An 11,993-nucleotide genomic window follows, 5' to 3' on the forward strand; every position below is an offset into this window, starting at 1 on the left:
ATGGACAAGTCCACCTTCGAAAATCCCAAAGTCGTCATCTCGGGCCCCATGCATGGTTCGCTGCGTCATGATTCAGCGCATAAACACGTCACCGGAAGCGCCGATTATATCGACGATATTCCCGAACCCGCCGGCCTGCTGCACGGCGCGCTCGGCCTCTCCGACCGCGCCCATGCCGAAATCATCAGCATCGATCTTTCCGAGGTCGCCGCCTATCCCGGCGTCGTCTGGGTCTTCACCGGCAAGGACGTGCCCGGCGTCAACGACACCAGCTCCAACGGCAGCCATGACGAGCCGCTGCTCGCCGAAACCTTGGTTCAGTTCCACGGGCAGCCGATCTTTGCCGTCATCGCCGAAACACGCGACGCAGCCCGCCGCGCCGCCCGGCTGGCGAAGATCGACTATCGCGACCTGCCGCACTGGCACGATATCGACGGCGCGCTCGCCAATGGCGGCCCGCTGGTGATCACCCCGATGACGCTCCAGCGCGGCGAGCCGGAAACGGAAATGCCGAATGCTCCAATGCGGCTGAAGGGGCAGATGCGCATCGGCGGACAGGAGCATTTCTACCTCGAAGGCCATATCGCCGTGGCCATTCCCGGTGAGGACGACGAGGTCACCGTCTGGTCCTCGACACAGCATCCGAGCGAAATCCAGCACATTGTCGGCCATGTGCTCGATATCCCGTCGAACGCCGTGACCGTCAACGTGCGCCGCATGGGCGGCGGCTTCGGCGGCAAGGAAACGCAGGGCAACCAGTTCGCAGCTCTTGCGGCGATCGCCGCCAAGAAACTCGGCCGCGCCGTCAAGTTCCGCCCCGACCGTGACGAGGACATGAGCGCCACCGGCAAGCGCCATGATTTCCTTGTCGATTACGAGGTGGGCTTCGATGCCGAAGGCCGCATCCACGCGGTCGACGCCACTTACGCGGCGCGCTGCGGCTTCTCGTCGGATCTGTCGGGACCGGTGACCGACCGCGCCCTCTTCCATGCCGATTCCAGCTATTTCTATCCCCATGTGCATCTCCAGTCGAAACCGCTGAAAACCCACACTGTCTCCAACACCGCCTTCCGCGGCTTCGGCGGGCCGCAGGGCATGCTCGCCGCCGAGCGTCTCATCGAAGAAATCGCTTACGCCCTCGGCAAGGATCCGCTCGACATTCGCAAGCTGAATTTCTACGGCCAGCCGGGCTCCGGGCGGACGCTGACGCCCTATCATCAGGAGGTCGAGGACAATATCATCGCCCGCGTCGTCGACGAGCTGGAGGAAACGTCAGACTACCGGGCGCGGCGCAACGCCATCATCGGCTTCAACCGCGACAGCCGCTATATCAAGAAGGGCATCGCCCTGACGCCGGTGAAATTCGGCATTTCCTTCACCATGACCGCCTTCAACCAGGCCGGCGCCCTCGTCCATATCTATCAGGACGGCTCGATCCATCTGAACCATGGCGGCACCGAAATGGGCCAGGGCCTCTATACCAAGGTCGCGCAGGTGCTGGCCGACAGCTTCCAGGTCGATATCTCTAGGGTGAAGATCACCGCGACGACCACGGCCAAGGTCCCGAACACCTCGGCCACCGCCGCCTCCTCCGGCTCGGACCTGAACGGTATGGCGGCCTTCGATGCCGCCCGCCAGATCAAGGAACGTCTCGTGGCCTTTGCCGCCGAGAAGTGGGATGTGGCGCCGCCCGACGTCGTCTTCCTGCCCAACCGCGTGCGCGTCGGCGAAAGCGAGATCCCCTTCCCCGATTTCATCAAGCAGGCCTATTTCGCCCGCGTCCAGCTTTCCGCCGCCGGCTTCTACAAGACGCCGAAGATCCACTGGGACCGCAAGGCCGGCCGCGGCACGCCCTTCTATTATTTCGCCTATGGCGCCGCCTGCACCGAGGTTTCGATCGACACATTGACCGGCGAATATCTGATCGATCGCACCGACATCCTGCACGATGTCGGCCGCTCGCTGAACCCGGCGATCGACCTCGGTCAGGTCGAAGGCGCCTTCGTGCAGGGCATGGGATGGCTGACGACGGAAGAACTCTGGTGGGACGACAAGGGACGCCTGCGCACCCATGCGCCCTCGACCTACAAGATCCCGCTCGCCTCCGACCGCCCGAAGATCTTCAACGTCCGCCTTGCCGAATGGTCGGAGAACGCGGAGGCCACCATCGGCCGCTCCAAGGCCGTCGGCGAGCCGCCCTTCATGCTGGCGATCTCGGTGCTGGAAGCGCTGTCGATGGCAGTCGCCAGCGTCGCGGACTACAAGGTCTGCCCAAGGCTCAATGCTCCTGCAACGCCGGAGCGGGTGCTGATGGCGGTGGAGCGGATGAAGCGGGTGTAGGCGATCCCTCGGATGTCTGATCTCGAAGATCATTAGAAAGAGTCGGCCCGGCAAGACCACACAGGCCCGCAAACTGCGACAAACCGAAACCGAGGAAGAATATCGACTTTGGAGTGATCTGCGAAATCGGCAGTTGAACGGATACAAATTTGCACGACAGGTTCCCCTCGGGGTCTATATCGTCGATTTTATATGCCGGGAAGAACGGTTGGTTGTCGAGATCGATGGATTTCATCACGCCGACAATATGTCTGACATGGCTCGGACCTTGTTGCTAAACCGGGCTGGATTATTCAATCCTCCGATTTTGGAATCATGAAATAACCCAAGAGCGAAGAGCAGTCCTTGAGACGATCCTTGCCGCACTTGAAAGGCGAATATTCCAGCGCGATGATATCCTTCGCTTCTATCCTGCGATCGCTCGTACGGAGAATTTGAGAACGTAATGCGCTTGAACCAAGCCCCCTCATCCGACCCTTCGGGCCACCTTCTCCCCGCTGGGGAGAAGAGGAAGCGAGACGTTCGGGCATCGTTCAAACAAATCGCTGAACCTGCGGGAACCACATGTAAAAACGCTGACGGGATCAACGAGAGCGCCGCATTCTCCCTCTTCTCCCCAGCGGGGAGAAGGTGGCCCGAAGGGTCGGATGAGGGGGTCTTCGCGGCATACTCCAACGACCGCGAGGTCCAACTCCCATGACCGACCTCCCGACCTTCCTCACCGCCCATCCCAACAGCATCCTCGTCGACATCACCGGCACGCAAGGCTCCACCCCGCGTGAGGCCGGGACCTTCATGCTCGTCTCGTCGACCGCACTGTGGGGCACAATCGGCGGCGGGCAGTTCGAGTTCATGGCAATCGCGAATGCGCGGGAGATGCTGGCTGGAACCGGCGGAACCGCCGCCATGGACATCCCGCTCGGCCCGGAGATCGGCCAGTGCTGCGGCGGGCGCACGCAGTTGCGGTTTCGCCGCCTGACGCAGCCGTTGAAAGATGGGTTGGAGGCAAAACTTGCCGGCGAGATCGAGCGTCTGCCGGAAGTCTATCTCTTCGGTGCCGGCCATGTCGGCCGGGCACTGGCCGCGGCTCTGGCGCCATTGCCGCTGTCGGTCACAATCGTCGAAACACGGCAGGATGAGCTCGCCAACCTGCCGGCAGAAACGAAAACCCGGCTCGTGCCAATGCCCGAAGCGCTGGTGAAGGATATTCCCGCCGGCGGCGCGGTCGTCATCCTGACGCATGACCACGCGCTGGACTTTCTCATCGCCCGCGAAGCGCTTGATAGGAGCGACCTTGCCTATACCGGCATGATCGGCTCGGCGACCAAGCGCGCCACCTTCGCGAGCTGGCTTTCTCGCGAAGGCGGCGGGGAGCGCGCATGGATCGAGCGGCTAACGCTGCCGATCGGCGGTGCCGCGGTCAGGGACAAACGACCCGAAGTGATCGCCGCCATGACCGCCGCCGAGATTTTGACGGCTCTTGGCGCCTACCGCATGCGCTCGTCCTCGTAAAAGGGCTCGCGCCCGTCGAGGAAACCCAGATCGCGCTTGACGCGGTCCGGTGTAGCGGAAAGATCGAGCCGGGTCAGACAGCAGAAACGGTTGGCGCTGCCCGCCAGCCTGCCGACAAGACGCCGGAAAACGCCGATGTTTTGCGGCGGCCGGTTCTCTTCGATCGTGGAGCAATCCATGACATCACCTCGTCAGATTGATGGTATGAGTTGCAGTTTGCCGCCGAAAATGCTGCAATTCCAATCGAACGACCGTCTGCCTGCATCAAGAGAACTTATCCATGAAACTGTCGAAGCAATTCCCGCTGAATGCGCTGCGCGTCTTCGAAACCGCTGCCCGGCTCGGCAGTTTCACCAAGGCGGGCGACGAACTCGGCATGACGCAGACGGCCGTCAGCTACCAGATCAAGCTGCTGGAGGAGAATGTCGGCGAGCCGCTCTTCCTGCGCCGTCCCCGGCAGATCGCGCTGACGGAGACCGGCGAGCGGCTGGCGCCGAAGGTGACCGAAGCCTTTGCCATGCTGCACGATGCAATGGCGACGGCGCGCGACAGTGTCGAAGGCACGCTCGCCATCAGCTCGACCCATACATTCGCCTCGAAATGGCTGGCGCCGCGCCTCGGCTCTTTCCATTTGAAGCATCCGGCGATCGCGGTGCGCTTTCAGGCGACCTCCGACATTATCGACTTCTCCCGCGAGCAGATTGATGTCGGCATCCGCTGGGGTGACGGCAATTGGCCGGGGCTGACCCTGCACCGATTGATGGGGCTGGAGTTCACGCCGATGCTGAGCCCGAAGCTGGCGGAATCGGCCGGCGGCATCAGGGAGCCGCGTGATCTCCTGAAGTTCGATCTCTTCGACGCCGGCGATATCTGGTGGAAACAATGGTTCGAGGCGGCCGGCGTCACCGACACGGATCTCGATCGCCGCCCGCGCAATCAGCTCGGCTCCCAGGCGGTGGAAGCCGATGCGGCGATGTCAGGACATGGTATCGCCATCCTCAACCCGGCCTTCTATGCGGCCGAGATCGCGCTAGGCCGGCTGTACCAGCCCTTCGAACTGACCCGCAGCGATGGCAAGGCTTACTGGCTCGCCTATCCCGAAAACCGTCGCAACGTGCCGAAGATCAAGGCTTTCCGCAACTGGATCCTCGAAGAGATGAAGACGGCCGAAAACTGAAGCACCTGATGCGGGTGGGTAGCCTCAGTATCCCATCTCCGGCGCATAGAAACAGCGCGGCGTATCCTCGTTCGGGAACAGACAGAGATGATAGTCATTGTCGCCGGATTGCATCGCCTTCGTCATTGGCAGCAGGAAGACATGCGCATGCGTGACCAGCCGATGGTCGCCCGGCAAGAGCGTCACACGATATCCGCCCGGCGTCACCGCCACGCTTTTCGAAGGGATCATCTGGCAGTCGCCATTGTGACTGTCGCCGTTGCAACAATATGGATCATAACTCCACCCCGAGGGTGCGTCGTGAGCCGTCGCCAGCGACGCGTACGCAATCATCACACACGTCAGAATGCTGCGCATGGGCATCTTCTCCGTCGATGAATGCGCCGCCGATGATCTAATGGTTCTTATTTTATGCCGGCGGCCTGCAAAGTAACTGTAATCCACTCACCATAGTTCAAGGCGTGCCGAATTAGCACATCATGTATAAGTCAGAGATAATGCACAGTCATCTCGGCAGCTTTTAGGCACGAGACAGCAGATCTGCGATGCGGCCGCGCTCGGCGGCTTCGGCAAAACCGCCGGAAATCATCAACGGGGCGCCAAACATCTCGACAAGTCCATCGCCGAGGATGATACCTTCGCCGTCCCGGCACGCGAGAATGGGCGTTGCCGTCGTCTCGCTGTAGCGCAGCAGCGCGGGGAGATAACCGGGATCGTCGTTCAGGTGTGGGAAGAATTCAAAAGGCACCAAATCGAGCGCCGCGCCATCCCGCACCGCATCCGGCGAACCGCCGGAAAAGAGGGCGTCAACGGCGATCCTCCGCGTCATCAAAATTGCTCCGGCGCTGGTTCCGACGAGAATGCCGTCGTCAAGCGCCCATGCGCGCAGCCTCTCCAGCATGCCGCTTTGGCGCAGCCGCCTCAGAAAGTCGCCGGTGTGGCCGCCTGTGAGATGGATCGCGTTACAGGCAAACAGCCGGCCGATCTCCTCGTCGCTGGAAAGCGCATCGAGATCGACGAAGAGATCGAGGGAAAGCCCGTATCTGAGATAATACTGTCGTTTCTCGTTGAAAAACTCCCGCTGGGGCTCCGGGGCGGAGGCGATATAGCCGATACTGCTCCCGCGCGAAAGAATGAGCGCCGCAAGCCGCCGGTCCATCGGCGCATTTTCGGCGATGAGCTGATCGCTGTAGAGCGCGGTGATCATTCCATTGCTCCTTTTGACGCAACGGCCGCTATGCGGACGCCATCTTTCAATCTCCTCTTCCCTCCCCGCCAAAATTTCCGCAATGTCACGAGTCGGAGGAAGATAGGGGAACTCGATGTATGAATATGCCATAGCATGGGAATGGCTCGCTTTCGCGGCGCGCTGGTTCCATGTCGTCACCGCAATCGCCTGGATCGGATCGTCCTTCTATTTCATCGCGCTCGATCTCGGACTGGTGAAACGCCCGCATCTGCCGCCCGGCGCCTATGGCGAGGAATGGCAGGTCCATGGCGGCGGTTTCTATCATATCCAGAAATATCTGGTGGCGCCCGCGCAAATGCCGGAGCACCTGACCTGGTTCAAATATGAGAGTTATTTCACCTGGATTTCCGGCTTCCTGATGCTGTGCATCGTCTATTACGGCGGCGCTGACCTGTTCCTCATCGATCGCCACGTGCTCGATATTTCGAAGCCGGTGGCGATCCTGATCTCGCTGGCATCACTCGCTGGCGGCTGGATCATCTACGACCTGCTCTGCAAATCCCCGCTCGGCAAAAATACCTGGGGCCTCATGGCGGTCCTTTACGTCGTGCTGGTCTTCATGGCCTGGGGTTACACGCAGCTTTTCAGCGGCCGCGCCGCCTTCCTGCATCTCGGCGCCTTCACCGCGACGATCATGTCGGCCAACGTCTTCATGATCATCATCCCGAACCAGAAGATCGTCGTCGCCGATCTCATCGCCGGACGGGTTCCCGATCCGAAATACGGGCAGATCGCCAAACAGCGTTCGCTGCACAACAACTACCTGACCCTGCCCGTCATCTTTTTCATGCTGTCGAACCACTATCCGCTCTCCTTCGGAACACAGTTCAACTGGGTGATCGCCGCTTTGGTCTTCCTGATGGGCGTCACCATCCGCCACTGGTTCAACACCACACATGCCAGGAAGGGCCGGCCGACCTGGACCTGGATCGTCACCCTCGTCCTTTTCATCCTGATCATGTGGCTTTCCACAGTGCCGAAACTGCTGACCGGTGAAACGGATGCGGCGGCGGTGGCGCCCGCTTTCCAGCAATTTGCCGGCGATCCGCATTTCCCCGCCGTCAAGCAACTGGTCGCGACGCGCTGTTCCATGTGCCACGCCGCCGAGCCCGTTTATGAGGGCATCGTGCGGCCGCCGAAGGAGGTCATGCTCGAAAACGACGCGGAAATTGCCGCCCATGCCCGCGAAATCTATATACAGGCGGGCCGCAGCCATGCCATGCCGCCCGGCAACATCACCGATATTACGCCGGACGAACGCAAGCTGCTCGTCGCCTGGTTCGAAAGTGCAGTCGAAGGCAAAAAACAATGACGACGACACTCCTGCGCGGCCGCCTGCTATCCTTTCATCGGGCGCCGCTCAGTCTGGCCGACAGCCAGAGCTATCTCTACGAGGAAGATGGCGGCCTGCTGATCGAAGACGGGCTGATCGCGGCCGTCGGCCCCTATGCCGACATCAAGGCAAAAGCAGCTGCAGATGTGGTCGAAATCGACCACCGCCCGCATCTGATCCTACCCGGCTTCATCGACATGCATCTGCATTTTCCGCAGATGCAGGTGATCGCCTCCTATGCCGCCAACCTGCTCGAATGGCTGAACACCTATACCTTTCCCGAGGAATGCCGTTTCGTCGAAAGCGCTCATGCTGAAAGGATCGCCACGCATTTCTACGACGAGCTGATCCGCCACGGCACCACGACGGCGGTCGCCTATTGTTCCGTGCACAAGACCTCGGCAGATGCCTTCTTCGCCGAGGCGATGAAGCGCAACATGCGCATGGTCGGCGGCAAGGTGATGATGGACCGCAACGCCCCGCAGGGCCTGCTCGACACGCCCGAGATGGGCTATGACGAGACCCGCCAGGTAATAGCGGACTGGCACGGCAAGGGCCGCAACCACGTCGCCATCACCCCGCGCTTTGCTATCACCTCGACGCCGGCGCAGATGGAAGCGACAGCAGCGCTTGCCCGCGAATTTCCCGATCTGCACATCCAGACGCATCTTTCGGAAAACCACGACGAGATCAGATTCACCTGCGAGCTCTATCCCGACGCGATCGACTATACCGACATCTACGCCCGTTACGGCCTGCTCGGGCCGAAAAGCCTGTTCGGCCACGCCATCCACCTGTCCGAGCGCGAAGCCGATGTGATGAGCGAGACGGGCTCGGTCGCCGTCCACTGCCCGACCTCGAACCTCTTCCTCGGCTCCGGCCTGTTCCCGCTGAAGGCGCTGGCGCGACGCGAAAAGCCGGTCCGCATCGGCGTCGCCACAGATATCGGCGGCGGTTCCAGCTATTCGATGCTGAAGACGATGGACGAAGCCTACAAGATCCAGCAATTGCTCGGAGAACGGCTGAACCCGCTGGAAAGTTATTACCTGATGACGCGTGGCAATGCCGAGGCGCTGTCGCTCGCCGACCGGATCGGCACGCTGGACCCCGGCACCGAAGCCGATCTCGTCGTCCTCGACGCGGCGGCGACCCCGGCCATGGCGCTGAAGATGGAAGCGGTGAAGACGCTGCCCGAAGAACTCTTCCTGCTGCAGACGATGGGCGACGACAGGGCGGTCATCGAGACCTATGTGGCGGGTGTTGCCCTGAAGGCGGCGCTTCGCTGACACGCCCATTGCCCCAATCGGCCGTGCGAAGCTGCCTCACGCGCCCATTTCCCATAATACTGCTGCGAAACCACGTTACCACCGACAGCCGCATTCAGATGTGAAGGTTCAATTCATGACCACGCCGCTCACCATCGCCGATCTGAAAAAGCTCGCACAGCGCCGTGTGCCGAAGATGTTTTTCGATTATGCGGATTCGGGCGCCTGGACGGAATCGACATATCAGGCGAACGAGAGCGATTTCAGCCAGATCAAGCTGCGCCAGCGGGTGATGGTCGACATGACCGACCGCACGTTGGAAACGACGATGATCGGCCAGAAAGTATCGATGCCGGTGGCCTTGGCGCCGACCGGGCTCACCGGCATGCAGCACGCCGATGGCGAGATGCTGGCGGCGCGCGCGGCGGAAGAATTCGGCGTTCCCTTCACGCTGTCGACCATGAGCATCTGCTCGATCGAGGATGTCGCTTCGGTGACGACGCGGCCCTTCTGGTTCCAGCTCTATGTGATGCGGGACAAGGATTTCGTGCTCGGCCTGATCAACCGCGCCAAGGCCGCCAAATGCTCGGCATTGGTGCTGACATCAGACCTGCAGATCCTCGGCCAGCGCCACAAGGACCTGCGCAACGGCCTGTCTGCGCCACCTAAATTCACCCCGAAACATCTCTGGCAGATGGCGACCCGGCCCTTCTGGTGCCTGGATATGCTGCAGACCAAGCGCCGCACCTTCGGCAACATCATCGGTCATGCGAAAAATGTCTCCAGCATCACCTCGCTCGCCGCATGGACGCACGCGCAGTTCGACCCCCGGCTCTCCTGGGCCGATGTCGCCTGGATTAAGGAACAATGGGGCGGACCGCTGATCATTAAGGGCATCCTCGATCCGGAGGATGCGAGGGCAGCGGCCGATACCGGCGCCGATGCGATCGTCGTCTCCAATCACGGCGGTCGCCAGCTGGACGGTGCCCCCTCCTCGATCAGCATGCTGCCTGCGATCGTCGAGGCTGTCGGCGACCGCATCGAAGTCCATCTCGACGGCGGCATTCGCTCCGGCCAGGATGTGCTGAAGGCCGTGGCGCTCGGCGCCAAGGGCACTTATATCGGCCGCCCCTTCCTCTATGGCCTCGGCGCCATGGGCAAGGAAGGTGTGTCGCTCGCGCTCTCCATCATTCGCAAGGAGATGGACATCACCATGGCGCTTTGCGGCAAGCGCGACATCAACGACGTGAACGCATCGATCATATCAGGGCGCGGCTGAGAGAAATCGGCAAGGGCTGGACGCCCAATGGCGTCGGCAGGACCGGTGATATACGCAGCCGCATGCGTATCAGCACAGCGGCTGGCCGTCGCCCGCAGTGAACAGAAGGATCGCAAAAATCACGAGACAGGCGGCGAGCGCCAAACGCTGCCGCCAGACGATGCGGCGCGATCCGGCAATCCGCATATCGAGGCCACGCGTTGTCCCATCAGGCTTACGAAGCTGCATTCGAGACAGCAGGTCATCGACGGCGGCAAGACCGGCGGCCTCCGTCTCGTGGCTCGACGCGAGGCGAAACAGCAGCGCATCGAAGAGGAGATGGACCGCCAGCGCAAGGACGATCAGACAGAAAACGACCATCAAGAGCCAGCCGAGCAATGGGGCGAAGCCGCGATATCCCGCGGTGATCGGGCCGGTGATCAGTGGCAACAACGCCGTCAGCCCGCAGCAGATCGAGTTGCCGCCGAGATTTCGTGCCGCTGCCGAGGCCGTGCTATTCCACTGCGTCATTGCAGGCCCTCCGTCACGGCATGGATGCTTTCCGCGGGCAGATGAACACGCCGCCCCGCCCGTTCGATCAACCGCACGGCTTCGACTGGATCTTCGCAACGCCGGCTGATGAGCAGCCAACGCGCGATGACCCAGGCGCTGCGCTGGAAGCCCAACGCACAGCAGACGAGAACCGGCCCCTGCTGGCGCGCAGCCTCGATGACATCAGCCGCGGCAAGCGTCTGGATCTCGTCAAGGGCTATAAGGTCAAGGGTCGGAAAGCTGCACCAGCGTGCGTGCGCCCCGCTCGGGCGCGGAAGTTCGCCGGTCATGTCGATCACCGTGGCAAAACGGTCGGCTTCATGGCGATGTGGAAAACGGCCGAGATGGACGCCGTCGGCAATCGCCACCGATGCCGGCATTCTCCGGGTCCAGAGCCGAATGTTGATGTGGGCGCCGAGCCGGTAGGGTGCCAGCAGCCAGCGGCTGGCGAGCGTGACCCGGCCATCGACGCGTTTCTGGAAGATCTGCGGACCGGCGCCGAAATATCCGAGCGCGATAATCGCCAGCGCAACAGCCGGCCAGAGCAACAGGAGCGCTGCCGCCGATAGAGGAGTGCAGAGCACTGCAAGGCCGAGAAATGCTACGGCCCCGCACAGATAATAGATGCCGAGCCGGCGCGACTTTGGATCGCCGCTCATCGCAAACTTCGCGAGAGGCGAACCGGCATCGCGCGGAAAAAGCCAGGCAGAGAACAGGCCGAGCAGCATGCCGGTCGGTATGTCGATGACGTGATGCTGCCACGTGGTCAGCACGGAGGCACCGATCAGGAAGCACCAGGCGTGCCAGAGCAGCCGCGCTCTGCGCGGCAGCCGGCCGCGCAGATGGTCCCAGATTACCACCAGCAGCGCGATATGCAGCGACGGCGCCTGGTTGAACGGTTTATCGAAGCCGCCGAGCATGGCGAACATGAAACCGGGCAGGCCGCTCGTTGCCGGCCGCACGAAGGTCGCTTCGAGCGGAAACGCGATAAAGCAGGCGACCGCTATTAACTGGATCGTCAGATAGCGTCTCGCCAGCCTATCGACATCGCGCGGCGTCGCGTTGATGAACAGGCAGAGCCCGTAGAACAGATTGATCGACCAATAGGGAATGATCGTCCATGCGAAGAACGGAATAGCGCTTTCCCATGCGAAGGCGACGTTCGGCACATGGGCGCGTTGCGATGCCAGCCAATTGGCGCTGCCATAGCTCAGATAGAAGAACGGCGCCAGGAAGGCGAGCCAGAGCGCCGCCCGCTTCAGGACCGGCGCTGTCTGGGAAAGAGTAGAACGTACCTGCCCCAAGGC

11 protein-coding genes and 1 pseudogene are annotated in these 11,993 nt (G+C 61.7%); 7 read left to right on the top strand and 5 right to left on the bottom strand.

Annotated features, from left to right (window positions below; translation table 11 throughout):
- The 3 genes and pseudogenes from xdhB (at position 1) to xdhC (ending at position 3,852) form a co-directional block, all read left to right on the top strand.
- Positions 1–2,340: a xanthine dehydrogenase molybdopterin binding subunit gene (gene xdhB / locus BBJ66_RS15320; RefSeq protein ID WP_071088021.1), complete on the top strand. Its 2,340-nt coding sequence runs from the start codon at positions 1–3 to the stop codon at positions 2,338–2,340.
- Between the two features lie 16 nt (positions 2,341–2,356).
- Positions 2,357–2,786 (top strand): annotated as a pseudogene (locus BBJ66_RS33140) (endonuclease domain-containing protein); the annotation flags it as partial.
- Between the two features lie 250 nt (positions 2,787–3,036).
- Positions 3,037–3,852: a xanthine dehydrogenase accessory protein XdhC gene (xdhC, locus tag BBJ66_RS15330; RefSeq protein ID WP_071088024.1), complete on the top strand. Its 816-nt coding sequence runs from the start codon at positions 3,037–3,039 to the stop codon at positions 3,850–3,852.
- Here the strand turns inward: xdhC and BBJ66_RS15335 are convergent.
- Positions 3,828–4,031 carry a hypothetical protein gene (locus BBJ66_RS15335; protein WP_071088026.1) on the bottom strand — a complete coding sequence of 68 codons (204 nt, stop codon included), beginning with the start codon at positions 4,029–4,031 and terminating at the stop codon, positions 3,828–3,830. The two genes, xdhC and BBJ66_RS15335, sit on opposite strands and share 25 nt — an antisense overlap.
- Positions 4,032–4,132: 101 nt before the next feature.
- Between BBJ66_RS15335 and BBJ66_RS15340 the strand changes: the two genes are divergently transcribed.
- Entirely contained in the window at positions 4,133–5,029 is an 897-nt protein-coding gene (locus BBJ66_RS15340; protein WP_071088028.1) for a LysR substrate-binding domain-containing protein, read from the top strand.
- Between the two features lie 24 nt (positions 5,030–5,053).
- Here BBJ66_RS15340 and BBJ66_RS15345 read toward each other — a convergent pair whose 3' ends face one another.
- Positions 5,054–5,386 (bottom strand): hypothetical protein, encoded by a 333-nt coding sequence (locus tag BBJ66_RS15345; RefSeq protein ID WP_003565666.1) that lies wholly within the window; start codon positions 5,384–5,386, stop codon positions 5,054–5,056.
- A gap of 163 nt (positions 5,387–5,549) precedes the next feature.
- Complete coding sequence (locus BBJ66_RS15350; protein WP_049736099.1) at positions 5,550–6,236, bottom strand: Type 1 glutamine amidotransferase-like domain-containing protein; 687 nt, start codon at positions 6,234–6,236, stop codon at positions 5,550–5,552.
- Between the two features lie 115 nt (positions 6,237–6,351).
- On the opposite strand from BBJ66_RS15350, the gene puuD reads away from it, so the two are divergent.
- From puuD to BBJ66_RS15365, 3 genes are all read left to right on the top strand, one after another.
- Positions 6,352–7,590 (top strand): urate hydroxylase PuuD, encoded by a 1,239-nt coding sequence (puuD, locus tag BBJ66_RS15355; RefSeq protein ID WP_049736098.1) that lies wholly within the window; start codon positions 6,352–6,354, stop codon positions 7,588–7,590.
- Positions 7,587–8,897: a guanine deaminase gene (gene guaD / locus BBJ66_RS15360; protein WP_071088030.1), complete on the top strand. Its 1,311-nt coding sequence runs from the start codon at positions 7,587–7,589 to the stop codon at positions 8,895–8,897. Before puuD ends, guaD begins: the two co-directional genes overlap by 4 nt.
- Before the next feature lie 115 nt (positions 8,898–9,012).
- Complete coding sequence (locus tag BBJ66_RS15365; RefSeq protein ID WP_049736096.1) at positions 9,013–10,155, top strand: alpha-hydroxy acid oxidase; 1,143 nt, start codon at positions 9,013–9,015, stop codon at positions 10,153–10,155.
- Between the two features lie 69 nt (positions 10,156–10,224).
- On the opposite strand, the gene BBJ66_RS15370 is transcribed toward BBJ66_RS15365, so the two are convergent.
- On the bottom strand, positions 10,225–10,665 hold the full coding sequence (locus BBJ66_RS15370; protein WP_071088032.1) for a hypothetical protein: 441 nt from the start codon (positions 10,663–10,665) through the stop codon (positions 10,225–10,227).
- The gene (locus tag BBJ66_RS15375; protein ID WP_071088034.1) at positions 10,662–11,990 is read right to left on the bottom strand and encodes a phosphatase PAP2/dual specificity phosphatase family protein; all 1,329 of its coding nucleotides are present in this window, start codon (positions 11,988–11,990) and stop codon (positions 10,662–10,664) included. Before BBJ66_RS15375 ends, BBJ66_RS15370 begins: the two co-directional genes overlap by 4 nt.
- Positions 11,991–11,993: the final 3 nt, after the last annotated feature.

It is taken from the genome of Rhizobium sp. RSm-3, assembly GCF_001854685.1.
In the GTDB taxonomy this organism is placed as follows: domain Bacteria; phylum Pseudomonadota; class Alphaproteobacteria; order Rhizobiales; family Rhizobiaceae; genus Rhizobium; species Rhizobium ecuadorense.

Excerpts from the sequence above, each read along its gene's own strand:
- BBJ66_RS15345 (WP_003565666.1), bottom strand. The coding sequence starts at position 5,386 with ATGCGCAGCATTCTGACGTGTGTGATGATTGCGTACGCGTCGCTGGCG.
- puuD (WP_049736098.1), top strand. The coding sequence starts at position 6,352 with ATGTATGAATATGCCATAGCATGGGAATGGCTCGCTTTCGCGGCGCGC.
- BBJ66_RS15335 (WP_071088026.1), bottom strand. The coding sequence starts at position 4,031 with ATGGATTGCTCCACGATCGAAGAGAACCGGCCGCCGCAAAACATCGGC.
- BBJ66_RS15350 (WP_049736099.1), bottom strand. The coding sequence starts at position 6,236 with ATGATCACCGCGCTCTACAGCGATCAGCTCATCGCCGAAAATGCGCCG.
- xdhC (WP_071088024.1), top strand. The coding sequence starts at position 3,037 with ATGACCGACCTCCCGACCTTCCTCACCGCCCATCCCAACAGCATCCTC.
- xdhB (WP_071088021.1), top strand. The coding sequence starts at position 1 with ATGGACAAGTCCACCTTCGAAAATCCCAAAGTCGTCATCTCGGGCCCC.
- guaD (WP_071088030.1), top strand. The coding sequence starts at position 7,587 with ATGACGACGACACTCCTGCGCGGCCGCCTGCTATCCTTTCATCGGGCG.
- BBJ66_RS15365 (WP_049736096.1), top strand. The coding sequence starts at position 9,013 with ATGACCACGCCGCTCACCATCGCCGATCTGAAAAAGCTCGCACAGCGC.
- BBJ66_RS15340 (WP_071088028.1), top strand. The coding sequence starts at position 4,133 with ATGAAACTGTCGAAGCAATTCCCGCTGAATGCGCTGCGCGTCTTCGAA.
- BBJ66_RS15370 (WP_071088032.1), bottom strand. The coding sequence starts at position 10,665 with ATGACGCAGTGGAATAGCACGGCCTCGGCAGCGGCACGAAATCTCGGC.